Below are 25531 nucleotides of genomic sequence, written 5' to 3'. Positions count from 1 at the left end.
ACAATCAAATATACGTTTGAATATAATCAACTTACCACGCTGCCGCTATTCAGTCAAATAATCATTTGATTATCGTTGCATAAAAATGGCTGCCCCATTCAGAAGGAGTTCTAAATGACAGCGCCGACTTTCTCCTTGCTATTTCTCACGCCCGATTCATCCTTCGATTCGCTTGGGTGCGCCGTTTTTAAGCTGCATGGCGTTTGTACGCGCGCATCGCAAAGATATAAGCTGCGAGCATAATTCCGACGCACCACGCAAGCGCGATCCAGATATCATGGCCTACAGGCTGATCGGACAGCAGCGCTCGGATGGTTTCTACGATCGAGGTCACCGGCTGGTTTTCGGCAAAGACGCGGACGACCGGCGGCATCGACTCGGTCGGCACGAACGCCGAGCTGATAAACGGCAGGAAGATCAGCGGATAGGAAAACGCGCTTGCGCCTTCCACGGAGGCTGCAGACAGTCCGGCAATCGCCGCGACCCAGGTTAATGCCAGCGTAAACAGCACGAGTATACCGGCGACGGCAAGCCATGGCAGGATCCCCGCCGAAGAACGAAAGCCCATCGCGAGCGCGACAAGAATGATGACGACAACCGATAGGGCGTTGGATACGACCGAGGTCAGCACGTGCCCCCACAGCACGGCGGATCGCGCAATCGGCATGGAGTGGAACCGTTCAATGATGCCTCGCTGCTTATCCAAAAACAGGCGGTAAGCCGTATAAGATATCCCGCTGGCAATGGCCATAAGGAGGATGCCGGGCAGCAAGTAGTTCACATAGTTATCCGTACCGGTCTGGATGGCGCCGCCGAACACATAGACGAACAGCAGCATCATCGCGATCGGAGTGATGCAGACGGTAATAATGGTGTCCATGCTGCGGAAAATATGACGCATGGAACGACCCAGCATAACGCCCATATCGCTAAAAAAGTGATTTTTTGCCGTCTCCATTTTACTTCTCCTCCTTTTTGCCGACGATGGCGAGGAAGATCTCCTCCAATGTCGGCTGTTTTTCCACATACTGTACCTCTGCGGGCGGGAACCGCTTTTTCAGCTCATCGAGCGTGCCGCCTGCGATAATCCTGCCCTCGTGCAAAATGGCGATTCGGTCGGCAAGCTGCTCGGCTTCCTCCAAATACTGCGTGGTCAGGAGGATCGTCGTGCCTCCGTCCGCCAGCTCCTTGACCATCTTCCAAACCTCGATGCGCGCTTCGGGGTCGAGCCCGGTCGTCGGCTCGTCGAGGAAAATGATCTGCGGGTTTCCCACTAGGCTCAAAGCGATGTCGAGCCTGCGGCGCATGCCGCCCGAATACGAAGACGGCTTGCGGTCGGCGGCGCCTGTCAGGCCGAAGCGTGTCAGCATGTGATCCGCCGCCTGACGCGGATTTTTAAGGTGCCGCAGCTTGGCGATCATGACAAGGTTTTCCCGTCCGGTCAGCATCTCGTCCACGGCGGCAAATTGTCCGGTCAGGCTAATCGCTTGCCGCACGTTCTCGGGCTTTGACGCGACGTCAAATCCGTTTACGGCGGCGGTGCCTCCGTCCTGTTTGAGCAGCGTGGAGAGAATTCTGACCATCGTCGTCTTGCCCGCGCCGTTGGAGCCGAGCAGGGCGAAGATCTCCCCTCGCTTCACTTCAAAATCGACGCCCTTTAGGACTTCTGTGTCCTTGAACGACTTTCGCAGACCTTTCACTTCAATTGCTTTTACCATCCGGATCTCCCCCTTTCTTTGTTTTGTCCGTAACCCTCTTCATGGCCTTGTTCACTTCTTGGTCGACGGATTCTTGATAGAGGTCAGTGTAAGTTTTTGAATCTTTGATGAGATCGTCGCAGAAAGCCGCCACGTCTCTGCCCGTCACTTCGAGCACGCTTCTTCCCGAGGCTGCGCCTTCTTCAAAAAGATCGACGATCCCCGAGAGCAACCCCGTCCCCTCGGTTAATTCAACGGGGCCGACCTTAAAGAGATATTTTTGAATCTCTTTATACACGATCTGATAATCTTGTGGCAGCGCCTTGACGCGCGCCATGTGCGCCCGCCACTCTTTTTTGCCTTCGATGAGGTCTCGTAAGCTCATTTTTTTATCCTCCTATTTGCCTAATTTTTTCGCGATATTACGGTTGAGCTGCTCGCGCCACTTGTCGCGATAAGACTTGGCTCCTTCTTCTCCGGCCAGCGCTGAACAGAAGCCTTTGATATCGTCGCCCAAAACCTCTTGGACGCTCTGACCGTCCGCCGCCGTCTCTTCAAGCAGGCCAAGCACGCCATCCAGAATGGGCATGAGGTTACGACCGGTGAAATCCGAGCGGGGCCAAAGATTGGCTTTAATTTGTTCCCATGCCGCTTGATAGTCAGCCGGCAGCTTTTGGACTCGCGATTCAAAAGCTTTCATTTCCTTAGTCATGTCGCTGCCGGTGATCTTTTCCCAAAAATTCATGGTTTTCTCTCCTTTAACTCGTTCATTTTTGAGGCTACGAACTCCCATTTTTCCCAGAACCTCCGCAGCTCCTCGCGCCCCGCGTCGTTGAGCGTGAAAAACTTTCGCGGCGGTCCCATGTCGGAAGGCTTTTTAGCGACCTCTACCAGCTTGCTTTTTTCAAGCCGGATCAGGATGGTGTACACCGTTCCTTCCACAACGTCCGTGAAGCCGAGGGCGTTCAGCCGCCGCGTAATTTCGTAGCCGTAGGTCTCTTCGCGGCTTATCATGTCAAGGACACAGCCCTCAAGCACGCCTTTGAGCATTTCCGTTAAGTTTTCCATAACCAACACCCCCCTGCTATTCTGTATGACTGGTAACATGTATTACTTACTACTGCTATAAAGTAACACGCAGTAGCTGTCGTTGTCAATAGCGAGAATTTTATATCATTTAACACTAATATAACAAATGGATTATATAATCGAAGAGTGAAATGAAAATAAGTTAAGGGGGAAATAAGGTGTCGAGGGAAAAAGACTTACGCATTTACTTTTTATGCGGTCAAAATCGCTGCCGCAGTCAAATGGCTGAAGCATTTGCCAAACATTATGGCAGTCCGAGTGTCGTCGCGGATAGTGCCGGGCTTGATCCGAGTCCGCTGCATCCACTGACGGTAGAAGCAATGCGGGAAATCGGACTGGATGTGTCTGAACAGATCTCCAAACGGATCGATATGAAAGTATTCTTATCGGCTACCGTAATCGTGAAGCTATGCGAAGATATTCAGGAGAAATGCCCCATCGTGCCTTTTGGAATTCGCAATGAGCAGTGGAATGTAGCGGACCCATTGGCCCAAGCGGCTCCTTCTATCCAAGATGTTCGCAAAGCAAGAGATGAAATCAAATCAAAAGTCATTCATTTGCTCCAGCAGCATCAAGCTTGTAACCCGACAACCTCAAGATAAGTATCAACTAATATTATTGTTTACTTATATTTGGGGCTGTGTGTATAATACGAAGGAGTTGAACTTTGCAAGGAAGGGCGTGAAATTCTAATGACGAATGTCGAGGAGATGTCGGATTCCCTAAAGCTTCTATCGGATAAAAGCAGACTCACGATTCTTACGCTTCTTAGAGAAGGCGAACTTTGTGTATGCGACATCGTCGCACTGCTGGAGACCACGCAACCGAATGTGAGCCAGCATTTGAAAAAGTTAAAAACCGGCGGTCTCATCAACGAAACCAAACGTCGGCAGTGGGTGTATTATTCCCTGAATGTGGAGGATAAGCCCTATATCAAAGAAATATTGGCTCAGCTGCCCTCGATGAAGGATCGAATAGATTCGTTAAAAGGGCAAAGCTGCGACTAACGTGGAGGAATTATGGTAGCGATCGCTTCTCTTCTCTTTCTGGTCACGCTTGTTTTCGTCATCTGGCAGCCTAAAGGGCTCAACATTGGTTGGTCTGCTTGCGGGGGCGCAATCCTCGCATTGATCTTCGGCGTCGTCCATTTTAACGATGTTTGGGACGTTACGCAGATCGTTTGGAATGCCACGCTTGCCTTCGTTGCCGTGATTCTCATTTCCCTTATCTTGGACGAGATCGGCTTTTTCGAGTGGGCTGCCCTGCATATGGCCCGGTTTGCGCAAGGCAACGGCACACTGATGTTCGTTTACGTCATTTTACTCGGCGCTGCCGTAGCCGCATTTTTCGCCAATGATGGAGCTGCGCTGATTCTTACCCCAATCGTCTTGGCAATGGTTCGGGCTTTAAGATTCGATGAACGAATGATTCTCCCCTTCGTTATGGCAAGCGGGTTTATCTCGGATACGGCCTCCCTTCCGCTTGTTGTCAGCAATCTGGTAAATATCGTATCTTCGGACTTCTTCGGGATCGGATTTGTCGAATACGCAAGTCGCATGATCGTCCCAACGATCTTTGCGATCGCCTCCAGCTTAGGGGTTCTGTACCTGATGTTTAGGAAGAGCATTCCTAAGCAGTATGATCTTTCTCAGCTGAAACAGCCTAGGGAAGCCATTAAAGACATACGGCTATTCCGGATTTCATGGGCGATATTGGCCGTATTATTGATGGCGTACCTGACGAGCGAATTCATGAACGTCCCCGTTTCCATAATGGCCGGTGCAGCCGCCATTCTCTTTCTTTTACTGGCTAGGCAAAGCAAAGGGATTCATACTTGGAAACTTGTAAAGGGCGCCCCGTGGGCTGTTGTCGTCTTCTCGATCGGGATGTACGTCGTCGTGTACGGATTGCGCAATGTCGGGCTTACCGATGAGCTGGGCAAACTTTTCGATTGGGTCGGGGACCAGGGGTTGTTCGCGGCTGCCATCGGATCCGGATTTATTGCGGCGATCCTCTCCTCGATCATGAACAACATGCCGACCGTCATGATTGATGCGCTTGCCATTCAGGGCACCGATGCAACGGGACTTGTTCGCGAAGCCTTTATTTATGCAAATGTCATCGGATCCGATCTGGGTCCCAAAATCACGCCCATCGGTTCGTTGGCTACGTTATTGTGGCTTCATGTGCTTTCTTCCAAGGGGGTCAAAATCGGCTGGGGGTATTATTTCAAGGTCGGCATCCTTCTGACCGTCCCTGTGCTCTTGATCACCTTGACGAGCCTTTATCTCTGGCTGATGATCCTCAACTAAAACACCCATAAAGGAGAATGAAAAATGGAAAAACCTCTCGTGTACTTTCTTTGTACGGGCAACTCTTGCCGAAGCCAGATGGCGGACGGATTCTTGAATGCGATCGGCGGCCATCTCTACGAGGTGCAAAGCGCTGGCCTTGAAGCCCATGGTCTGAACCCGCGTGCCGTTAAAGTCATGGCAGAAGCCGGCGTCGATATCTCGTCTAATTCCTCCAACGTCATAGATCCGCAGACTTTGAATCGAGCGGCCTATGTCATTACCCTTTGCGGACATGCGGATGAACATTGCCCTGTTATCTCCAATCCGAACGTCATCAAATGGCATTGGGGCTTCGACGATCCCGCCAAAGCGACTGGGACGGAAGAAGAAATCATGGATCAGTTCCGTGCGGTGCGCGATGCCATCAAAGCGCGAGTGGAGCAGTTCGTTCAAGAGGGGAAATAGCTCTGCCAGCAAATGAACCTGCCGCGATCTGAAGTGTCGATGCTTCTGAATAGCAAAAAAAACGGGCTGCTCCAGCCGCTTTCAGCGTACACGCGCCAAGCGGCAGGAGCAGCCCTTCCATCGGATTCCTGTCCGATAACCTCGCTAATCATCCGAACATCATCCCCTCAGCGACCTTTCCTAGATCACCTCAACCGCCGCATTCCCCAGTATCGCGAATATGGACGTGCGAAGCTTGCGCGCCCAGTTATTGCCATGCATGTTTTTCCGTCATGAAGACATTTTACATTCAGGCTTCAAAATAGGAGGTGACCCCAATAAACGATTCATTTTCTCCGATGCTGTATCATTGGTTCGTGCGTCCGAAATGGTTTACGAAAAAATATATCCACGATCACATCACGTCGCAATTTTCGTTCGACAATCAGTCGGTTCTCGATTTCGGCTGCGGTACCGGCGCCAATTGCCGGATGTCCCCCGCGGCTTCGTATCTGGGAATCGATCCGGACAGCCGAAGAATCCGCTTCGCCAGCCGGTTATTCCCCGACTACGATTTCCGCGCGCTGGCGACGGAAGTTCTGCCGGTTGACGACAACTCCGTCGATTACGTATGGATCATTGCGGTATTGCATCACCTGCCATCGGATTTGATCGCGCATTATTTAAAGGAATTCCGGCGCGTGCTTAAAAAAGACGGACAAATTCTTGTCATCGAGCCTTATCTTTGCCCCAAAACGCCCATCTGCAACCGATTCATGCAGCTCTACGACAGGGGACGGTATATTCGGGAAGAGGATCATTACTTGCGGCTGTTTGACGAGAATCGCTTCTCCTGCAGCATCCATCGTAAATTCCGGAAATGCTTTCTGTACAACGAGCTTTTCTTCTCGGCCAGGCAGACTACAGTTTAACGCTCTGTACCTTCTTGAGTCTGGCACCGACCGGAAGGAAAGCTTCGAGGTTTCCTGGCTGTCCCCGACAGCTTAAAGAGCCCTAAAAAGGGCTCAACTTTTTGCAAGGACGAAGCTATGCGCTTTGGCTTGGTTTTTTGCGAATGCTCGTTAACTCGAAAGCCTCTTTGGGAATTCCCAGCTCCAGAGCCTTCTTCTTTTTCATGACCATGGCCTGCTGTAGGCTGGTGGCTTGAAATTCGATGGTGGTGCCTGACGGATCCTCGAATGCGTAATAGCTCTTTTTATTTGCCATAAACCAGTCGCCTTCCCATCCTATTTTGCACGTTAGCGGACCCTTGAGACGGATTTAAGCTTCAAGTCAACGACGTTTGCCGGGCCCGAATTTGTTCTCTGCCTTCATCGCTTATTCGCGCAGGCGTCCATTTCGGTTCAAAAACAAGCTTTACCTCGACCTGCTCGACCCCTTCGACTGATCCGGCCGCGCTTTTGACATTGGCCACGATTTGATCCGCCAAAGGGCATTCGGGAATCGTAAGCGTCATTTCGATGACGACCTTCCCATGATCCGCTGTTTCGATTCCGTAAACGAGTCCGAGATCGACGATATTCACGCCGATTTCGGGATCGATCACTTCTTCTAGCGCGGTCATCAATCGCTCTTCATTCAAGGTAACACATCCTTTTTGCAAGCCTTGGGATCTCGAAAACATTTTTCCCAAGACAGGCCCTTACAATGCGCGCTGCGAAGGCGGCTGAACCGGCTAGATCAAATAGGAAAAGCTGTGTTGGCCTGATCCAACGTTCGCGGTGAGCCCCTTCTCACTCCACGCAAATTGACTTTCCAGCTCGGCGGCAACCGACTTCGCCTGACCTAATACCAGCGTTGCGGTCGTGTTATGAGGAATGGTCACCTCAAGTTGAACCCGATTGCCTTCCGCTTTCCACGAAACGACAATGTCGCCATAGATCGTGGAATACGTCGCATGTACATCCTCCAAGCCTCCGCCGATATGCGGTTGGATAAGGGTATGTTTAAAGCCCGCTTGATGTTCATCCGCTTCGATTCCCGCGACTACCCGGAACAGCCATTCCCCTACCGCCCCGTAAGCGTAGTGGTTAAAGGAATTCATATCCGGGCTCCACATGGTTCCATCCGGCTTGATCCCGTCCCAATGCTCCCATATCGTCGTCGCTCCGGCCTTCACTTGATACAGCCACGAGGGGAAGTCGTCCTTTAACAGAAGCTCGTACGCTTCCTTCAAGCGGCCGTTCTGACTAAGGGCATGGCAGAAATACGGGGTGCCCACAAACCCTGTGACGAGATGTCCGTCGTTCTCCTCCAACAACTCCACCAGCGTTCGGATGGTCCTTTCCCTGAATTCTTCCGGAACCAGATTAAAGTACAAGGCAAGAATATGCGCGGTTTGCGTTCTGGCGGCCATTCTTCCGCTGCGGGTAAAAAATTCTTTCTGGAACGTATCCGCGACCTCGCGATATAATTTCGAATACTTCTCGTAATCCCGGTCTTTGTTTAATCTCTTGGCGATTTTCGCAAATAACTCGGTAGAATAGGCGTAATAAGCGGTGGCTACCAACTCGTTGGGAGTGGCTCCGAAATAACTGCCTTCCTTGGCATCAAGAGCAACCCAATCGCCGAATTGGAGCTTGTAGTTCCAAATCCCGTTCTCGGAATGCCGTTCCATGAAATCGATCCACGCTTTCATGCTGTCATACTGCTCTTCCAGGATTCGAGTATCGCCGTACATGAGATATAACGTCCATGGCATAATAACCGCTGCGTCCGCCCAAGCCGCAGCCGAATGCGTTCCCTGCTTCAACAGCCAGTTATCGTCGGCTTTCCCCGACACGATATCCGGAACGACATGCGGCACGCCTCCTTCCGGCGTTTGATCCGCTTTCACATCCCGGAGCCACTTGCTGAAAAACGTATACGTATCCATCAGATAGGTTGCCGTTCTGCAGAAAATTTGCGCGTCTCCGGTCCAACCCAACCGTTCGTCCCGCTGAGGGCAGTCCGTTGGAACGTCTACAAAATTGCCCTTCATTCCCCAAACAATATTATGCTGCAGCTGATTGACGTCCTTATTGGAGCATTCGAACGTTCCTGCAGGCTTCATGTCCGAATGAACGGCAACCGCTTCGAAATCTTCCAGCTTCAGTTCCCCGGGATACTCGACGACTTGGACATACCGGAAACCTTGGAAGGTGAAATGAGGGTGATAAGCCTCCTCCTCCCCGCCCTTTAGCGTGTAGCTGATCGTTTGCTTCGCTTTTCTTAGGTTATCGAGGTATACGTTGCCTTCCGCGTCCAGCACTTCAAAGTGCTTGAGCACAACGCGTTCGCCGGATTGCCCTTTCACTTTGAAGTGAACCCAGCCCGTCAGATTTTGTCCGAAGTCGATGACCGTATCTCCCTGAGGCGTGACGATCCGTTCTTGGGCCGGAATTCGATCGATTGGTTTGACCTTGGCTCCTGCTTGCGACACTAACGCCGATGTATCGTATGCTACAATCTCGACGGGTTTCCAAGCTTTATCGTCATATTCCGGATTGCTCCAGCCCTCTTCCTCAAGATTGGCGTCATAGATTTCGCCATCGTAGATTTCAGAGAATAATACGGGAGAATCGGCGCCTTTCCAACGGCTGTCCGTTACGACGACCTCCTTGGAGCCATCCGTATAAACGATCTCCAACTGGCATAACAACGCCGTTTGATCCCCGTAATGATTTCTCTGCCTGGCGAATCCCATTAATCCCTTGTACCATCCCGCACCGAGCATCGCTCCGATCGCGTTCTCTCCGCTTTGCACCAGGCGAGTGACGTCGTGCGTCTGATAGAGCAAATGTTTTTTGTAAGAAGTCCAGCCGGGAGCCAGCTCATCCTCGCCGACTCTTGTGCCGTTGATATAAAGCTGATAGAGTCCCAATGCCGTAGAATAGACGACGGCTCTCGCGATTTCAGGCTTCGCGGCAAACTTGCGGCGGACGTAGGTGCCCTTGGAATTCGCTGCGTCTGCTTTCGTCTCTGCCGACACGAATTGCCCCTTCCACTCCTCATGGGTCAGCAGCGCCGTCGCGAAGGAAGCAGTTGCGCTCCACTCGCTCTCTTCCGCATCGTCCGTGATTCTCACTCTCCAATAATAGACGGTAGAGGACGACAGCTTGAGTTCTTTCATCTCCACATGGGCAGATTGTTCGCTTTCCACGATCCCGCTGTCGAGCAGAAGATTTTGAAAGCGCGGATCGGAAGCGACTTGAATGCGATACGATTTTTGAATCACATTGGTCTTATCGCTCCCGATCGTCCAGCCCAGCTGCGGAGGTTTCGTAATTCCGACGGGATTGACCAAATAATCTGCAGTTACTTGCTCTATTCGCAACATGCTATCCCTCTTTCCAGTAAACAATTTTCAGTATATAAAGGTACTTTACCGGCTTTTGAAGGATTTTTAAATGACGATTCAAGAGGAATAGCATGACCATTTATGACTCACACAACAATATACATCCTGCTTCAAAACGACTATACTGGAGCTAGCGATCAAAAAAGGAAGCAAGGTGTGTCTGACTATGACAGAGGCGGAGCTGGATTCATTTCTGCGGAAATATACGGACATAGAAGCCTTATTGGAGGCCTGCGACAGTCCGGAAGGCAAAGAGGCTCTGAAACGGGAATATCAATTCCATGACTCCGATACCTTCGACGAGGCCATGTTCATTCCTCCCGGACAAGACATCACCTTCTCGGTGCACACTCGTTTCAAACCTGTCGCCAGTCACCGTCATTCCTTCATTGAATTAATCTATATCTATTCGGGCGAGTGCCGCCAAACGATAAACAACCAAAGCGTCTCCATGAAAAAGGGGGAGCTTTGCATTCTCGACACGAACACTTTTCATTCCATCGAGGATACCGGCAAAGACGACATCCTCATTAACTGCCTCATGAGGAAAAGTTATTTCGATTGGGCTTTCTTAAGCAGGCTCTCCGGGAATGACATCTTTTCAAGCTTTTTGACCCATGCCATCTATGAAAACAAGCATTCCAACGAGTATATTTTAATTCGTTCCGGCGACAACCCTAAAATCAGCCGCATCATGAATGCTATTCTGTGCGAGTACTTTGACAAGCAGCCTTGCTCAGACGAAATTATTAACTCGTATATGGTCATTCTCTTTGCGGAAATGCTTCGCATGTACGAAGGCGACGTAAACGAGCGGAATTATTCGACTTTGAAAAATACGCAAATTACAGACATCATCCATTATATTCAGACGAACTATAAGTCTGTCACGCTGGATTCGACGGCCCGCCATTTCAATTTCAACGCCAACTATTTGGGCAAGGTTCTGAAGAAAATCACCGGAAGCAATTTTATCGATCTGGTTCATCAGATCCGACTCGGTCAAGCTTGCACTTTGCTCAGAAACTCGGATGTCAGCGTGCAGACGATCGCCAACGAGACGGGATACGAGAACATCCACTTTTTCTACAAGATTTTCAAACGCAAGTACAACTGTTCGCCTGCGGAATACCGGGAAAAGTCTCGTTTCCGTTAGTCGAATGAAGCCTCGTTCGGACAGGCGTTAACCCTCCCCCGGATCCGGCAGGTGAAGCAGCTCGGACACCGTCATGAACGAATACCCCTCCGCTCGCAGCTCGGAAATGATTTGCTCGAGCGCTTCGACCGTGTTCTCCAGACCGTTCTTGCCGCCGGCGGAATGCTGAAGCACGATTCCGCCGGGATAGATTTGCTCTCGGACCCGCTCCATGATTTCCTCCGTCGAGACGCCCGACCAATCCATCGTATCCACCGTCCAGTTGACGACGGCCAGATTCATTTCCGCGATACGGTCCAATTTGTCCTGCTGCAGCGCGCCATAGGGGGGCCGAAACAGGTTGGGGCGATAACCGATCGTATCTTCGAGCACGCGCTGCGTATTTTCGATCTCCTCCAACGCCTCTTCCATCGAGATATCGTCGAATTTCGGATGCGCCCAGGAATGGTTGCCGATCGCGTGTCCTTCCTCGGCGATCCGCCTCGCCATGTCGGGATGGGCTTGGACGCGATTGCCCAGCAGGAAGAAGGTTGCCTTGATGTCGTTGTCCTTCAAAATGTCCAGAATTTGCGGAGTGACCGTCTGGTCCGGGCCGTCGTCGAACGTTAGCGCCACGCGCTTCCCTTCTCTGGAAGAACCGTTAAACAGGATTTTGTTGCCGCCTTGCCGATGACTCGCGCCGAGCGCGCGCCTTCCCGGCGTTTGTTCGCTAAAATACGTCTTTAGCCCTTCGTAAACCGCTTGAGCCGCACGTTGTTGTCCCTCATCGCTTAACAGCATGCTCTCCTCCTCCGGATGGGTCAAGTATCCCGTTTCTACGATCACCGCCGGCATATGAGCCGCTGACAGCACAACGTACTCCCCCTGCTTCGAGCCGCGGTCCCGAATTCCCAATGCCGCCGCGACCTGCTCTTGAAGCGCTTGAGCAAGCGGCAAGCTGCTCTTGGCGGTGTATAAAATCTCCGTCCCGGAAACGGCAGGGTCGTGGAACGTGTTGCCGTGAATCGACACGAACGCATCCGCCTCCCAGGCGTTGGCGATCTCCGCCCGATCCTCCAGCTCGATGAACCGGTCGTCCGAACGCGTCATTCGCGCTTCGAACATCGGGTCTTGCTCGAGCAGCTTGTGAATCCGCTCGGCCAGCGACAGGTTAAACTCCTTTTCGTAAGCGCCGCTGACCCCCGTTGCTCCCGGATCCTTGCCTCCGTGGCCGGCATCGATCACGATCCGGAATTTCGAATGGAGCGAATCGGACTGGCCGGCCTGCGAGGTTCCGAACGGCGACGAAGCGAGCGGAGTCGGCCCCGCCGCGGAAGAAAGGGTGTTCCAGGCGATTCTGACGCCCATAAGGACAACGAATGAGATCAGTAGAAGGTACATCGCTTTGACAGGTCTTTTGCGTTTGCGGCTGCTAGAATGGCTCATGGTTCCTCCTCGTGTAAGTTTTTGAGATTTAAGTTTCATAGCTCCTATCTAAAATCAATATAAAGGATGGATGTGGAGAACGTTTCGACACGATGTCAACAAGATGTCAACAAATTGCGTACAGAGCGAACGGGGGCGATTGAAATAAAGAAAAGGCGCTGCCGGGAATTCTATCCCGAGCAACGCCGTTTTCGATGGGGTTAAGTTACTTGAACGCGATAACCAGGCTTTGGCTCACGGGGTCGGCAGCGCTTACTAACTCCCTGACCGCCTGCGGACTGCCCGACTTTAAACCGTAAACGAGCAATTTGCCGTTCGTCGGGCTCCACTCCATGCCGTAAGCATCGATCCCTTTATAAATTTGTTTCCTGTTTAATACCGTATTGCCGTACATACTGGCTGCATACACGTCGTCGCCCTGGGTATAGGCGATGAATTTGCGGTCGCCCGATAACCGGAATCGTCCGACATCGTTCAGCATCGCCGATAGCAGACGATTGCGCTGATCGTATGCGTACAGCGTGCCGTCCGCCCCGACGAAAGCGATCTGATCCGGGTGAATCCATTCCACCCGCCCGTCCGTGCTGATCGGATGCCGATATTGGGGAATGAAGGCGTCCCCGCTAAGCTTCCCCCACTCCATCATCGAGTCTCGTCCCGACGTCTTGACGATGACCGCGTCCTCGCCGTTGTCCGAGACGCTGACGAACCAAACCCATTCGTTCAATTGCGAACCTGGGAGCTTGTACCTTTTCGTCTTTTTTTCCGTCCTATCGTAAACGAATAACAGAGCAGCCCCGTCCATTTCGTCACTGTCCGCATAACTGAAAAATCGGCTGTTGTTCGACCACGACATTTGCGTAAAATAAATAGACTTGCTTCTCGAAATCTCAATCCGGCTATTTTCGCCGTCGCTTAGCGAATGCAGGTTCAGCTCTATCGCGTTACCGGTCATATCGACATAGGAAACATGACGCTGATCCGGCGACAACACAATGCTGTTATACGTGCCCTCCGCTTGGAACGGGCCAGGATCGAGAAGCTTCTGCCTGGCGGCGTACGGCTCGTTTACCCGGTTGAAATAGGGGCGGTAAGAGGGCGTAATCCCGAGCAGCGAGTTGTCGTCGATCCAGCCGATCGGAAACAGCGGTTCCTTGTCTCCGTCCAGAACGGTATAAATCGTCTCTACGTTAAAAAGCGAAGCTTCGTCTTCGTCGGAGCCCCTCTGCTCGGCATCGTCCATAAGGATCGTTTCCGTCCGCGGCGTTCCCAGGCATCCGGTCAGCAGCAGGGAGACAACCGCGAATAAAACGTATAAACCGGTTTGTCTTCTCATCCATCATCATCCCTTCTGGGCTTTCGCCAACGGAAAATCCATCTCGACCTCCGTCCGTCCGTCGTTGCTGGATATTCGGATGCGGCCTTGATGCTCGTCCACAATGGCTTTGCATATGCTGAGTCCGAGCCCGACGCTTGCCGATTCGGTCTCGTCCTGCCCCGCCCTGTAGTACGGTTCGAAAATATGGTCCAGATGGTCTTCGCCGATCGTCTCCCCGCGATTGGATACGAGCAGTCGGACCCGATCGCCGTCAAGGCTGGCCGCGGCGAGAATGTCGGTATGCGCGTGCGAATATTTGATGGCATTGTCGAGCAGATTGATGACGAGCTGCCGCAGCCGGTCCGGCTTGCCGTGCACGAGCGTTCCTTGCTGCGTGTCGCAGCGAATCGTTTTTTTGTACCGCTGCGCCCTCATCGCCATGGCCTCGCTTACTTCCTGCACAATTTGCGCCGCGTCCACGACCGCATCCGCATCGTACGTTTCCGCCGCTCCGGATTTTTCGAGCAGCTCCAGCACCATCGCATGCAGCCGCTTGCTCTCGTTCAGGATATGGTCCATCCCTTTGTGAAAAAGAGCGGCGTCCTTCGTCCCGTTCTTACGGATCATGTCCGCATAGCCCATAATCGTCGTCAACGGCGTTTTCAGCTCGTGGGTGACTTGATCGAAAAACCGCTTGCGGTGTTGATTGAGCGCCTCCAGCCTGTCGCGGTCCTGCTCGATGATCGCAAACTGCTCCTGCAGCTTCTCGAGCATGCTGCCGAAGTTGGCCGCCAACTGCCCGACCTCGTCCCGCTGCTTCACTGCAATGCGGACGCGAAGATTACCGTTCGTGACCTCGGTCGTCGCTTTCGTCAGCTTGCTGAGCGGAACGGTGATATGACGCGACAGGAGGATGGAGAACAGAAACGCCGCGGCAAATACGGCCAATGCAATCGAAGCGATCGTCCGCTGCATTTGGCTGCTTTGGCTGTACAGGGGCGTAAAGTCCTTGGCAAAGCGCACAATCCCGACTTTATCTCCGTTCACGGTGACCGGATAGGAAAACAGCACGGCGGATTTCCCGTCCGCCCGGGTTAATGTGAAGGCGGTCCTGTCCTGCCTCGCCAGCTCCAAATCCTCGCTGCTTGCCGAGAAGGCCTCCGGATCGGAAGCGTAGATCAGCTTGCCTGCAAGCGAATAGAGCGCAACCTCGCCGGAGGCGGCATGACGCAGCTCCGTCCCGAGCTCTTCGGCGATTTGCCCGAAATAAATATCGTCGCTTGTGAAGTGATGCGTCAGAAACGATTGCTGGATATAGCTGTTGCTGTTGTTTTTCAAATCCTGCAATTGGCTCTTCACGGTGCTGCGGTTGCCCGATTCGATGTGGGCCGTCATCCATTGAAAAAGGACCAGAAAAAACACGCCGAAAATCACGAAAAATCCGATGAGAAACTTGCTTTGAATAGATCGGATCATCTTAAACGTCCGTCATCTTGTTGAATTTATAGCCGATGCCGAACACGGTAACGATCAAATCTCCGAGATCCAGCTTCTTGCGCAAGCGCTGGACGTGCGTATCCACCGTTCTCGTATCTCCGGCGTATTCGTAGCCCCACAGGTCGTCCAGCAGCTCTGCGCGGCTGAAGATTTTTCCCCGATGCGTATAGAGTTTAAGCAGCAGGTCGTATTCTTTGGGCGTCAGTTCGATTTCCTTCCCGCCTTTGTTGACGACGCGCTCCGCGGTCAAAATTTCGATGTCCTTAAACCGGATGGCCGGCGGACCGGCTTCTACGGATTCCACCGTCATCCGGTTAGCCTGGTCAACGCGCCGAAGAATCGTGCGGACGCGGGCGTTAACCTCCCTCATGTCGAACGGCTTCGTTATATAATCGTCCGCGCCGAATTCCAGCCCTAAAATCTTGTCGGTAATGTCCGACTTCGCCGTAATCATCACGATGGGAATATTATAGGAGGCGGTTGCCCGCTTGCATACGTTCAGCCCGCTCATATCCGGCAGCATCCAGTCCAGCAAGAGCAGATCGGGCCGAAATTCCGCAAGCTGCGCCAGACCGTCCGCTCCGGTATGGGCGCTTCTCGTCAGGTAGCCTTCCTCCCGCAGCCCGTACTCCAACAGATCCGCAATCGCCGCTTCGTCTTCGATAATCAGTATTTTCGTTTTATTCATCGCGACCCCTCGGCATTGGATGGATTCTATTTTATACTCTCAAGTATAGAGAATACATGTAACCAACTGTCGTCCAACTTGTAAACAAATTGTTACAAGCAAAAACGCTTTCGGCATCCTCTAGACGCGGAATCGCGTTTTTGTCGGAGGTGATTCAGATAAGGATAGCGCATTTTATCCTTTCTGAATCACCAAGCATAAACGGCTCACGTCGTCCTTGGGATCGGCGGGATATGTCCTGATCGCGCTTTCCACGACTTTGGTCGGGCGCCGCCACCTTCCTCGGTCTGTTCTGCAGGACGGCGCTATCCGGTATACTATAACCAGTATGGCATGAGGAGCGATTGACGATGAGTTACGAGCAGAAAGCGCGCGAGGAAATCGCCGCTTGGGAGCGTCAGCTCTTCAAGCCTCCCGGTTGGCTGGAGAGAGCCTCCAAGACGATAGGCGCCCGTATTAACGGCTTGCTCCCGCCCAAAGCGCACCGCATCATTACGACGACTATAAAATCGATCGTGCGCACCGCGCTGTTCGGCGCGGAATATACGCCTCAGCGGCCGGTGCAGCGGAATCTCGACTTGGAAGCGAACGATCAAGAGGCGAAGCGGCTGTTTTCCCTATACCAGAAAATTGCGGTGGCCGAAGGCGCAGGCACCGGAGCCGGCGGCCTGATTCTCAACGTCGTGGACTTCCCTGCTTTAATCGCGATCAAGATGAAATATTTGTTCGAGCTGGCTCATCACTACGGCTACGACACGAAGCATTTTTCCGAACGGGTGTTCATCCTTAAAGTATTCCAATTGACGTTCTCCGGGCCGGAGCAGCGCGCCAAGCTGTTACAAGCGATCAAAAACTGGAGATCCGAAGAAGCGCTATGGTCTGCGGACCGCGACTACTCCAAAAACATGGACTGGGAGACGTTCCAGAAGGAGTACCGCGACGCAATCGACTTTCGAAAGCTGCTTCAGATGGTGCCGGGAATCGGCGCAGTCGCGGGGGCTTGGGCGAATTATACCATTCTCGAGGAGCTCGGGCAGACCGCAACGAACGCCTATCGCATGCGAAGATTAAACGAGGGGACAACAACGCGGGGACAACAGAAACCGCCAGACCATCTAACCTCACCTGCCTGAGGGCTCTGCTCGAACGGCCTGTTCGCCGATCGAGCAACCGCCCCGACTTCCCTAGTGGATCGGCTAATAACCAGTAAAGGCGTCCCTCTTGATCTTTTTCTTCGGCACATCTTTATTTCTGAAATAAGCGGACACCGAGTCGGCGAACGACTTCGATCCGGCAGTCAAGTAACTCCCCATGCTCTTGTTAGAGGAGAGAAAAGTCTCCAACTCCTGGTTCAGTTCCTCCCTGGAACTCAGGTAAGCGACCCGGACGAAGGGATCGCCGGCGGCGATTTCGTCAAGCTCATCCGAATACAGATATGACTTGGAGCTGTCCATATAGAGCAGATGAATCGGGGAGCCCGCCTTCTTCCCTTCCGCCTTCCGCTGCATGAGGATTGAGCGGAACGGCGTCATTCCGATCCCGCCTGCAACCAGCAGTGTCGGACCGTTTTCCTCCGGATAAAAAGACCCTAGAGGCCCGCTCATCTTCACGGTCATTCCCGGCTTTAATTCCAGCAACGCTTTCTTAAAGTCGCTTGGACTCCCGGGTATGCGCGTTGTAATGCGAACGCTGTTTTCTGCGGGAGCAGACGCGATGCTGAACGGCTTCGTCGGGTTTTTGATTTTCGTATGCGCGATGCTGAACAAACCGTATTGCCCTGCTCTCCAGGTCAAATCTTCGCTCTTCGCAAAAATAAAGGAATAGACATCTTCCGATTCCTGGATTCTTTCGCGAAAGACCAGATCTCTTTTCTTCCAGACGGACATCAGATCTTGAAAAAAACTCAATTTCTCGTCACCCCGTTTTCGAAGCTTGGATCAAATATTTCCCCGTAATCGAATGCTCCGAGTGAACAATCTGCGAAGGCTTGCCCTCGAACACGACCTGGCCTCCCCGGCTGCCTCCGTCCGGGCCCATATCGATAATCCAATCGGCTTGGCTGATGACATCCAGATTGTGCTCAATGACGATTACCGTATTTCCGGCATCCACGAGACGGTTCTTGATCGCCATCAGATGGCTGATATCCGACATGTGCAGCCCGGTCGTCGGCTCGTCCATCACGTAGATGCTTCCTTTCTTATGCAGTTCGCTGGCCAGCTTTATACGCTGGCATTCCCCGCCCGAGAGCGTGCTGAGCGGTTGACCGAGCGTAATATAGTTCAGGCCCACATCGCTCATGGCCTGGAGCTTGCGCACTACCTCCTTGAGCTGGAAAAAGTTCAACGCCTGCTCTACCGTCATCTCCAGCACTTCCGCTATCGACTTGCCGTTCAGCTTGTAAGCGAGCACTTCTTCCTTGAATCGTCTGCCTCCGCACGCTTCGCAAGGCAGCTTCACGCTGTCCAGGAAGGAAAGGTCCGTGTACACGACGCCCAGCCCTTGGCAATTCTCGCAGGCTCCCTTGGAATTGAAGCTGAACAAGCCCGGACTGACCTTGTTCGCCGAAGCGAAAGCCTTGCGCACATCGTCCATGATGCCGGTATAGGTAGCGGGATTCGAACGAGTCGACACGCCTACCGCCGATTGGTCGATGACGATCGCATCCGGATGCTGGCGAAGGAAAACCTCGTGAACGAGCGTACTCTTGCCCGAACCGGCGACGCCGGTCACAACGGTCAGCACCCCGGTTGGAATATCGACGTTGACATGGCGAAGATTGTGGAGCGCGGCATCCCGGATGGACAGCTTCCCGGTCGGCTGCCTGCAAACGTCCTTCAATCGGAGCGGGCGCTTCATATGCGTGCCGGTCAGCGTATCGGTTGCCAGCAGCCCTTGAAAGCTGCCCTCGTATACGATAGTCCCTCCGCGGCTCCCGGCATGCGGACCGACATCGACGATATGATCCGCCGCTTGGATGACGTCCGGATCGTGTTCGACGACGATAACGGTATTCCCCTTGTCGCGAAGCTTGCGAAGCAGTTCGTTTAACCGGTGGACGTCGCGGGGGTGCAAACCTACGCTGGGCTCGTCGAAGATGTAGGTGACGTCCACCAGGCTGCCGCTCAGATGCTTCACCATTTTGACGCGCTGCGACTCGCCTCCGGACAACGTGTCGGTCTCGCGATCCAGCGAAAGATAATCGAGGCCGATATCGACCAGGTGCTGCAGCCGCTCCGTCAGCGACTTTACGATCGGAGCGGCGACGGGATCGTCGATCTCCCGAACGACCCGGATGAGCTCGCCGACCTCCAGGGCGGACATCTCGGCAATGTTAAGCCCGCGGATTCTGCAGCCTAGCGCGGCTTGACTCAGCCTCGCGCCGCGGCAGCCGGGGCACGGTCCCTCGGTAATGAACGGGGCAACCGCCTTCTGCGTGCGCTCGGATTTCATCTTTACATCCTGCTTGATATATTTGTTGGTGAACTTCTCGATGACGCCTTCAACGGTCAGATTCGTCGCCTTGCCGGCGAAATCCACCTGAACTTTCCTTGCCTTGGCGTACAGAAGCTCGTTCAGCTCATCGTTCGAATAATCGCTCAGCTTCTTATCGGGATCGAAGGAGCCCGACTGCAGGATCAACGACCAGTCCCAGCCGTTCACTGCGTAGTCCGGCAGCAGAATCGCTCCTTCGTTAAGCGACTTGGACCTATCCACCGCCCTGTTCATGTCAACCCCCAGCCTGCGCCCAATCCCGTTGCAGTCGGGACACATGCCCTGCGGATCGTTAAATGAGAACAGGTGAGCCGGTCCGACATAAGGCTGACCCGCTCGGGAGAAGAGCAGTCGGAGAATGGGAGAAATATCGGTAATCGTACCCATCGTGGAATGGGAGCCGCCTCCCAGTCTCTTCTGATCCACAATAACGGCCATGCTCAAGTTCTCGATCGCGTCCGCATCGGGTTGAGGAAAACGCGGCAGGAACGTGCGAACGAACATGCTGAAGTTTTCGTTCAGCAAACGCTGGGACTCCGCAGCAATCGTGTCGAATACGATCGACGACTTGCCGGATCCGGACACTCCGGTGAAGATTGTAATTTTCCGCTTCGGTATGCGCAAAGATACGTTTTTCAGATTGTTCTCCCTTGCGGACGAGATCACGATATATTCTTCGTTCGCTTCGCTCATCAGTGAACCTCCTTCTTTCGATCGCGCGAATGCGACCGTTTTGATCGAGACTGCTTCTAGGCTTGCAGAAGATGATCAAGCTTGTCGAACCAGGCGCTCCAGCCCTGCTTGGCGCCCGCGACTCCGTACGCATTGGAGAAGCCGGTTTGATCGAGATGAAGTCCGACCTTGCCGTCGCCTAACGCCTGCACCGTCAACACGACCGTATGCTTCTCCTCTCCGGTTGCCATCGTAAAGGACAAACGAGTGGGCGCCTCCACGACCAGCACTTCGCAATCGACGATGCCGTCCCACCATTCGGACGGCGGGTGGCGAAACTGAAAACGATGTCCAACGACGGGCTTGAAATCATTTTCCGCGATCCATTGGGCAAGCTTGCTTGAATCTGTCAGAGCCGACCATAGCTTCTCGATCGTTGTCGTGAACTGAAAATCCAGCGATAAGGATAAACTCATTCCTCTTCCTCCTCTAATAGTTGGCTTAGGCGCTGCATATTCGCCGTCCAATACTGGCTGTAGAACGCTACCCAATCCTGAACTTCTCTAAGTGGTGCGGCGTTGAGCCTGAATCGCGTTTCTCTGCCGACTTTGCGATCATGAACCAGTCCGGCCTCCTTAAGGATAGTCAGATGCTTGGACACTGCTGTCCGGCCCATCGGAAATTGGGGCGTTAGCTCGTGAAGCGGCATCTCTTTCTCGGACAACAAGCGAATCAACCGGCGTCTGGACGGGTCAGCAATCGCGTCAAACACGTCGCGCAACGGGCTAACCTGGCTCATAGCACCCCCTCCTCGTATCAACCAAGAAACCGTCCGCCCCCTCCCCCAATTTCGAGGATGCGCACCGTTTTCCTGAGCCGCTCCCGCAAATCGGCACCGCTTTTGAACCGGCACCTTCTAGTGTCGGATTAATAATAGGACACCGTTAGGTGTCCTGTCAATCTTCTTTTCGCTTCACTGTTCGATTAATTACAGCGCGGATAGCCCTGATACGATCCGGTTATAATAGGTCAAAATGGAAATGAAAGGCTCGATCCATCGCCATGTTTATCAAGCGGAAATCCCGTATTTCTCGAAACAAGAAAAACGGAGGCCAAGAGGCCGATATCCCGATCGCCCCCTCTATTTCGCAGGAAACGCTGCTTGGCATGCCTCTAGGCGCCGCAATCGCCACCGCGCGCGCCCGGATGGGCGACAGCGCCGACTTTATCGTCAGGGAGATCGGACGCGATGCTGCAGGGGCGCCGAAGGCGGCCGTTTTCTACATCGAGGAGCTTGCCGACGCCCAGAAAACGAGCGAATTGATCGAAACGTTGATTCATGTCGCCTCTGAGGACGCGGACGAAGGTTCGCCGGCTCCTGCAGCGCTTCTGAGAAGCATGCACGACCGCGTTCATTTCGGCAGCACGACGTCCATTACGACAGATGAAGCGTTCTACGCTGCAATTCTGAGCGGATCGGCGGTTGTCCTTGTAAACGAGTGCCGGGATTCGTTCGCCGTGGCCGTGCAGGGCGGAGATAAACGGAGCATCGAGGAGCCTTCCTCCCAGACCGTAATACGCGGCCCGAAGGAAGGCTTTACGGAGGTGCTGTCCTCCAATCTCGGGCAGCTGCGCCGCAGACTCCGAACGACGCAGCTGCGCATCGAGCACCGAAGCGTCGGCCGCTTCACCCGTACGCAGATCGCCATTGCGTATATCGAGGGCATCGCCAATCCGACCGTGCTCGCGGAACTGCGCAGACGGCTCGATGCGATTGACATCGACGGAATACTCGAAAGCGGTTATTTGGAGGAACTCATACAGGATCGTACGTTTACGCCATTCCCCACCATTTTTAATACGGAGAGGCCGGACGCGATCGCCGGCCATCTGCTGGAAGGCCATTGCGCGGTGCTCGTGGACGGTACGCCGTTCGCGCTCGTGCTTCCGGTCACCTTTTTTAAGTTTTTCCTGTCGAGCGAAGATTACTACCAGCGCTTCGACATCATCACCTTCATTCGCGCGATCCGCTTTCTGTCCTTTTTCGTCAGCTTGCTGCTGCCGTCTCTTTACGTCGCCGTCACGACATTCCAACAGGAGATGATGCCGACGACGCTGCTGATCAGCCTGGCCGCTCAGCGCGAGGGCGTGCCGCTCCCGGCTCTGCTCGAAGCGCTGCTGATGGAGCTGACCTTCGAGGTCATCCGCGAGGCCGGCGTCCGCATGCCCCGCGTCATCGGACCCGCCATCTCGATCGTCGGCGCTCTCGTCCTGGGGCAAGCGGCGGTTCAGGCCGGCCTCGTCTCCGGCGCCATGGTCATCGTCGTTTCGTTTACCGCGATCGCCAACTTCGTCATCCCTTCGGTGTCGATGGCGGCGTCCATCCGGCTCATTCGCTTCGGCCTTATGCTGCTTGCCGGCACTTTCGGGCTGTACGGCATCCTCGCGGGGACGGTTCCGCTGTTGATCCATCTGGTTTCGCTGTCGTCGTTCGGCGTTCCTTACTTTCTGCCGGCTGCTCCGCTATCTCTGCGAAACCTCAAGGACGTCTTCGTGCGCGTTCCCTGGAAGGCGATGCGCACGAGACCGGAGATGATCAGCGTCCTCAATCGGACGAGGGAGGGGAACGTACCATCAAGCCGCAAGGAGAAAGAATGATGCCGAGGTCCCTTTTTCTACTCTTCGCAATCGCCGCCTTCGCCCTTCTTCTGACCGGATGCTGGGATCGCAAGGAGCTGAACGAGCTCGGGATTACGTCCTCCGCAGGCGTCGATTGGGCCGATGACAAGTGGATCATCACCTATCAAGTCATCGTTCCTTCCGGCATGTGGTCCGGATCGAGCGGCAGCAGCATCAGCGCCTCCCAGGCGACGGTCCATGTGTTTACCTCCGAGGGTCGGACGATTCGGGAGGCGGCCATCCGAAGCAGTGTCGAAGTTCCAAGACCGCTGTACTTTTCGCATACCGATACGTTGATTATTGGGAGGAGCGCGGCCGAGCACGGTCTGACGGACATTGTCGAGCTGTATTTGAGAAGCGTGGAGTCCCGCGAGACGGTGCTCATGGCCGTCACCGAAGAGCGCGCTTCCGACGCGCTGAAGCTGTTCGTTCCGCTGGAGAGACTTCCCGGCGACGCTTTGAGCAAAATTATGATGAAAGAAGCTTTAAATGCAGGCTTTTATCCGATCGTCCGGATGTTTGATTTCGCCCAGAGCTTATATTCGGAATCCCGCGCCATTGCCGTGCCGGAGATCAATCTGAAAAACAAGAAGGACGCTAAATCCCGCAAGGATCTCGCCTCGATCGATACGTTCAAGCATACGTACAGCGACTCCAAGCTCCGGATTACGGGGCAATCCGTCTTCAAGGACGGGCGTCGGATCGGCCATCTCGATCTGAGAGAAAGTTACGGTGTGTCCTGGCTGTCGGACAAAATTAAAAGAAGCATCGTCGCCGTCCCCTGTCCGTCCGGCTCTCCTCCGAACGCTTTTTCCTCCTTTCGAGTCGATTTCGCGAAAACTAAAGTGAAGCCGCTGAAGGAAAAAGACGGCTATCGCATGCTTGTCGAAGTGAAGGCAAGAGGCGAATTAATGGAGTCGGAATGCCGGCTGGACTTGACGAAGAACGAAGCCGTTCGCCAGCTGCGGGAATCGTTCGAGCAAGAGATTGAACAGATTATGGACGACGGATGGGACGCCGTTAAGCGCGTGAAGGCGGATTTGCCCGGATTTGCCGACAAAATCTATCGCCAATATCCGAAGGACTGGAAGAAAATGAAGATCGCGTGGGAAGACGAGCTTGTGAAGCTCAAGGTAGAACCGAAGGTCCGAATTTCCGTCATCCGCATCGGTCTGGCGCAAAAGCCGCTGAAGCTGCACCGGAGCAATGCCAAAGGATAAAGCTGCCGAAGGAGGGGAACAAGGTGGACGGCCAACATACGCGGATTTCCGAGCTGCTCGTCTGTTATATTTTATTCCAGGTCGGCAGCACGACGCTGTTCCTGATGGCGCCGGAGGCCAGGCAGGACGCCTGGCTTTCGATGCTTGCGGCTGCCGCAGCGGGCTTCCTGCTGCTGATGCTGTACTTGGCAATCTATCGGGCCGATCCGCAGCGCGACCTGTTCGCCTTGCTATCCCGCTATTGGGGCAAATGGATCGGTACGGCGGCGGGGTTTGTCTTCGCCGGATATTTCGCGTATGAAGCCTCGCGAAATCTGAGAGATCTTGGGGAGATCGCCGCGCTCATCCTTCTCCATCGAACGCCGCTATTTGTCATTATGCTGATCGCCATTCTCGTTATCACCAATACCGTTCGCCTGGGCGCCCCCGTCCTGTTCAAGTTCAGTCTGGCGATCTTTCCTTTGCTGCTGGGAAGCTACTTGATCCTTATTCTGCTGCTGGCCGGCTTGAGGCAAATTCAGATCGAACGAATGTTTCCGATGCTCGAATCCGGGTGGAGACCGATTCTAGACGCGGCGTTTCCCGAGATCGTATCGTTCCCGTTCGGACAGTCCGTGCTGTTTCTCGTCTTTTTTCCGCTCGTCTCGAATTCGGTTCGGAAACTGAAGAAGTCGATGTACATCGCTTACGTCTCCATTGCGCTCTCGCTCACCGTTCTCAATCAAGTCGTCATTCTCGTGCTCGGTCCGGGAATCGCCGCGAACTGTACGCTTCCGCTGCTGCAAACGGTGCAATTGATCGAGGTCGGCGACGTCTTCGAGCGAATGGACATCTTCTTCGTCCTCATCCTCTTCATCGGCTTGGGGACGAAAGTGGCCGCGTTCTTCATCGGATCCGCCGTCGGACTTCATCGCCTGACAGGACTCGGCTACAATCTGTCCTCTGTGACGGTCGGCGCCGTCATCTTCGGAGTCGCATTTCTGTCGCCCACTTACACGCACCATATCTGGTTGGGCAAGGAAGTGCTGAACTGGGATCCGATTCCCCAGATCGCCCTGCCCCTCCTGCTCTATGCTGCGATGCTTCTCCGAAGGCAACGGACGCGCTGATCGAACGCGGACGCTGACCCCCGCCAGTCTAGGCCAACACAGGCCAACATACGCCAACCCCGCGAGCCCCCGCCAGCCCAGGCCAACACACGCCAACCCCGGCCAGCCCACTAACGTAACGGTTGCCAGCGCCGCTAATTGTGCCATTTTCGCAGTACGGGGGTTGTAACGGTTGCGGCAGCGGCTATTTCAGCCGAAAACGCGCCGTTTCGCTCGATAACCCCAAAATAAGCGCGGCGGCAACCGTTAGCTTTTCCTTTTTCGGGAAAACGATCGATTAAGCGCCACTGCAACCGTTAGACGTTGCCGGCAGGCTGCGCGCCTTCGATCGCATACGACAACGGCTTAACCTAACAACATTGCCCCCCCCTTCCAAGCTTCTCCCCTT

The 25531-nt window shown here is 53.8% G+C and carries 26 protein-coding genes; 10 read left to right on the top strand and 16 right to left on the bottom strand.

What is annotated here, in order from left to right:
* Positions 1-187: 187 nt before the first annotated feature.
* The 5 genes from ACFO3S_RS06040 to ACFO3S_RS06020 are packed head-to-tail and all read right to left on the bottom strand — an operon-like array spanning position 188 to position 2765.
* A complete protein-coding gene (locus ACFO3S_RS06040) occupies positions 188-958 on the bottom strand; it encodes an ABC transporter permease (protein WP_378093371.1) in 771 nt (256 codons plus the stop codon).
* 1 nt (position 959) lies between these two features.
* On the bottom strand, positions 960-1718 hold the full coding sequence (locus tag ACFO3S_RS06035; protein ID WP_378093369.1) for an ABC transporter ATP-binding protein: 759 nt from the start codon (positions 1716-1718) through the stop codon (positions 960-962).
* A complete protein-coding gene (locus tag ACFO3S_RS06030; RefSeq protein ID WP_378093367.1) occupies positions 1702-2082 on the bottom strand; it encodes a DUF1048 domain-containing protein in 381 nt (126 codons plus the stop codon). Before ACFO3S_RS06030 ends, ACFO3S_RS06035 begins: the two co-directional genes overlap by 17 nt.
* A gap of 12 nt (positions 2083-2094) precedes the next feature.
* The gene (locus ACFO3S_RS06025) at positions 2095-2442 is read right to left on the bottom strand and encodes a DUF1048 domain-containing protein (protein WP_378093365.1); all 348 of its coding nucleotides are present in this window, start codon (positions 2440-2442) and stop codon (positions 2095-2097) included.
* Entirely contained in the window at positions 2439-2765 is a 327-nt protein-coding gene (locus tag ACFO3S_RS06020; RefSeq protein ID WP_378093363.1) for a PadR family transcriptional regulator, read from the bottom strand. The genes ACFO3S_RS06025 and ACFO3S_RS06020 overlap by 4 nt, the downstream gene beginning before the upstream one ends.
* A gap of 179 nt (positions 2766-2944) precedes the next feature.
* Here ACFO3S_RS06020 and ACFO3S_RS06015 point away from each other — a divergent pair, with 179 nt between their 5' ends.
* The 5 genes from ACFO3S_RS06015 (at position 2945) to ACFO3S_RS05995 (ending at position 6456) form a co-directional block, all read left to right on the top strand.
* Positions 2945-3388, top strand: coding sequence for an arsenate reductase ArsC (locus tag ACFO3S_RS06015; protein WP_378093360.1), 444 nt, complete (start codon positions 2945-2947; stop codon positions 3386-3388).
* A gap of 90 nt (positions 3389-3478) precedes the next feature.
* The gene (locus tag ACFO3S_RS06010) at positions 3479-3793 is read left to right on the top strand and encodes an ArsR/SmtB family transcription factor (RefSeq protein WP_378093358.1); all 315 of its coding nucleotides are present in this window, start codon (positions 3479-3481) and stop codon (positions 3791-3793) included.
* A 12-nt stretch (positions 3794-3805) separates the two neighbouring features.
* Positions 3806-5098, top strand: coding sequence for an arsenic transporter (locus tag ACFO3S_RS06005; RefSeq protein WP_378093355.1), 1293 nt, complete (start codon positions 3806-3808; stop codon positions 5096-5098).
* Positions 5099-5122: 24 nt separating this feature from the next.
* A complete protein-coding gene (gene arsC / locus ACFO3S_RS06000; protein WP_378093353.1) occupies positions 5123-5545 on the top strand; it encodes an arsenate reductase (thioredoxin) in 423 nt (140 codons plus the stop codon).
* 338 nt (positions 5546-5883) lie between these two features.
* Positions 5884-6456 (top strand): class I SAM-dependent methyltransferase, encoded by a 573-nt coding sequence (locus ACFO3S_RS05995; RefSeq protein ID WP_378093351.1) that lies wholly within the window; start codon positions 5884-5886, stop codon positions 6454-6456.
* A 115-nt stretch (positions 6457-6571) separates the two neighbouring features.
* Here ACFO3S_RS05995 and ACFO3S_RS05990 read toward each other — a convergent pair whose 3' ends face one another.
* The 3 genes from ACFO3S_RS05990 to ACFO3S_RS05980 all read right to left on the bottom strand — a co-directional run bounded on the left by ACFO3S_RS05990 (position 6572) and on the right by ACFO3S_RS05980 (position 9863).
* Positions 6572-6751, bottom strand: coding sequence for a hypothetical protein (locus ACFO3S_RS05990; protein ID WP_378093349.1), 180 nt, complete (start codon positions 6749-6751; stop codon positions 6572-6574).
* A gap of 61 nt (positions 6752-6812) precedes the next feature.
* A complete protein-coding gene (locus ACFO3S_RS05985) occupies positions 6813-7169 on the bottom strand; it encodes a metal-sulfur cluster assembly factor (RefSeq protein ID WP_378093906.1) in 357 nt (118 codons plus the stop codon).
* A gap of 51 nt (positions 7170-7220) precedes the next feature.
* Positions 7221-9863: a family 78 glycoside hydrolase catalytic domain gene (locus ACFO3S_RS05980; protein ID WP_378093347.1), complete on the bottom strand. Its 2643-nt coding sequence runs from the start codon at positions 9861-9863 to the stop codon at positions 7221-7223.
* Between the two features lie 187 nt (positions 9864-10050).
* On the opposite strand from ACFO3S_RS05980, the gene ACFO3S_RS05975 reads away from it, so the two are divergent.
* The gene (locus ACFO3S_RS05975; protein WP_378093345.1) at positions 10051-11040 is read left to right on the top strand and encodes an AraC family transcriptional regulator; all 990 of its coding nucleotides are present in this window, start codon (positions 10051-10053) and stop codon (positions 11038-11040) included.
* 27 nt (positions 11041-11067) lie between these two features.
* On the opposite strand, the gene ACFO3S_RS05970 is transcribed toward ACFO3S_RS05975, so the two are convergent.
* The 4 genes from ACFO3S_RS05970 to ACFO3S_RS05955 all read right to left on the bottom strand — a co-directional run bounded on the left by ACFO3S_RS05970 (position 11068) and on the right by ACFO3S_RS05955 (position 15968).
* Complete coding sequence (locus ACFO3S_RS05970; RefSeq protein ID WP_378093343.1) at positions 11068-12465, bottom strand: N-acetylmuramoyl-L-alanine amidase; 1398 nt, start codon at positions 12463-12465, stop codon at positions 11068-11070.
* 205 nt (positions 12466-12670) lie between these two features.
* Positions 12671-13801 carry a hypothetical protein gene (locus ACFO3S_RS05965; RefSeq protein ID WP_378093341.1) on the bottom strand — a complete coding sequence of 377 codons (1131 nt, stop codon included), beginning with the start codon at positions 13799-13801 and terminating at the stop codon, positions 12671-12673.
* Positions 13802-13807: 6 nt separating this feature from the next.
* Entirely contained in the window at positions 13808-15259 is a 1452-nt protein-coding gene (locus ACFO3S_RS05960) for a HAMP domain-containing sensor histidine kinase (protein ID WP_378093339.1), read from the bottom strand.
* 1 nt (position 15260) lies between these two features.
* Positions 15261-15968, bottom strand: coding sequence for a response regulator (locus ACFO3S_RS05955; RefSeq protein WP_378093337.1), 708 nt, complete (start codon positions 15966-15968; stop codon positions 15261-15263).
* Between the two features lie 350 nt (positions 15969-16318).
* On the opposite strand from ACFO3S_RS05955, the gene ACFO3S_RS05950 reads away from it, so the two are divergent.
* The gene (locus ACFO3S_RS05950) at positions 16319-17101 is read left to right on the top strand and encodes an EcsC family protein (RefSeq protein WP_378093335.1); all 783 of its coding nucleotides are present in this window, start codon (positions 16319-16321) and stop codon (positions 17099-17101) included.
* Positions 17102-17164: 63 nt separating this feature from the next.
* On the opposite strand, the gene ACFO3S_RS05945 is transcribed toward ACFO3S_RS05950, so the two are convergent.
* From ACFO3S_RS05945 to ACFO3S_RS05930, 4 genes are read right to left on the bottom strand one after another with little or no spacing between them, the layout of a single operon-like run.
* Positions 17165-17875: an FAD-dependent oxidoreductase gene (locus tag ACFO3S_RS05945; protein ID WP_378093333.1), complete on the bottom strand. Its 711-nt coding sequence runs from the start codon at positions 17873-17875 to the stop codon at positions 17165-17167.
* Between the two features lie 7 nt (positions 17876-17882).
* Positions 17883-20156, bottom strand: a complete 2274-nt coding sequence (locus ACFO3S_RS05940) for an ATP-binding cassette domain-containing protein (RefSeq protein WP_378093331.1) — start codon at positions 20154-20156, stop codon at positions 17883-17885.
* Between the two features lie 56 nt (positions 20157-20212).
* Positions 20213-20611, bottom strand: a complete 399-nt coding sequence (locus tag ACFO3S_RS05935; RefSeq protein ID WP_378093329.1) for an SRPBCC family protein — start codon at positions 20609-20611, stop codon at positions 20213-20215.
* Positions 20608-20934, bottom strand: coding sequence for an ArsR/SmtB family transcription factor (locus ACFO3S_RS05930; RefSeq protein ID WP_378093327.1), 327 nt, complete (start codon positions 20932-20934; stop codon positions 20608-20610). The genes ACFO3S_RS05935 and ACFO3S_RS05930 overlap by 4 nt, the downstream gene beginning before the upstream one ends.
* A gap of 368 nt (positions 20935-21302) precedes the next feature.
* Between ACFO3S_RS05930 and ACFO3S_RS05925 the strand changes: the two genes are divergently transcribed.
* Genes ACFO3S_RS05925 through ACFO3S_RS05915 form a run of 3 tightly spaced genes read left to right on the top strand, consistent with a single transcriptional unit; the run spans position 21303 to position 25143 of the window.
* Positions 21303-22793: a spore germination protein gene (locus tag ACFO3S_RS05925; RefSeq protein WP_378093325.1), complete on the top strand. Its 1491-nt coding sequence runs from the start codon at positions 21303-21305 to the stop codon at positions 22791-22793.
* A complete protein-coding gene (locus tag ACFO3S_RS05920) occupies positions 22793-24034 on the top strand; it encodes a Ger(x)C family spore germination protein (RefSeq protein WP_378093323.1) in 1242 nt (413 codons plus the stop codon). Before ACFO3S_RS05925 ends, ACFO3S_RS05920 begins: the two co-directional genes overlap by 1 nt.
* 23 nt (positions 24035-24057) lie before the next feature.
* Entirely contained in the window at positions 24058-25143 is a 1086-nt protein-coding gene (locus tag ACFO3S_RS05915; protein WP_378093321.1) for a GerAB/ArcD/ProY family transporter, read from the top strand.
* The last annotated feature ends 388 nt before the right edge of the window (positions 25144-25531 follow it).

Source organism: Cohnella hongkongensis, assembly GCF_042654645.1.
Taxonomy (GTDB): Bacteria; Bacillota; Bacilli; order Paenibacillales; family Paenibacillaceae; genus Cohnella; species Cohnella hongkongensis.
The sequence above is the reverse complement of the archived record's forward strand: the minus strand, read 5'-3'. Positions and strand labels throughout refer to the sequence as shown.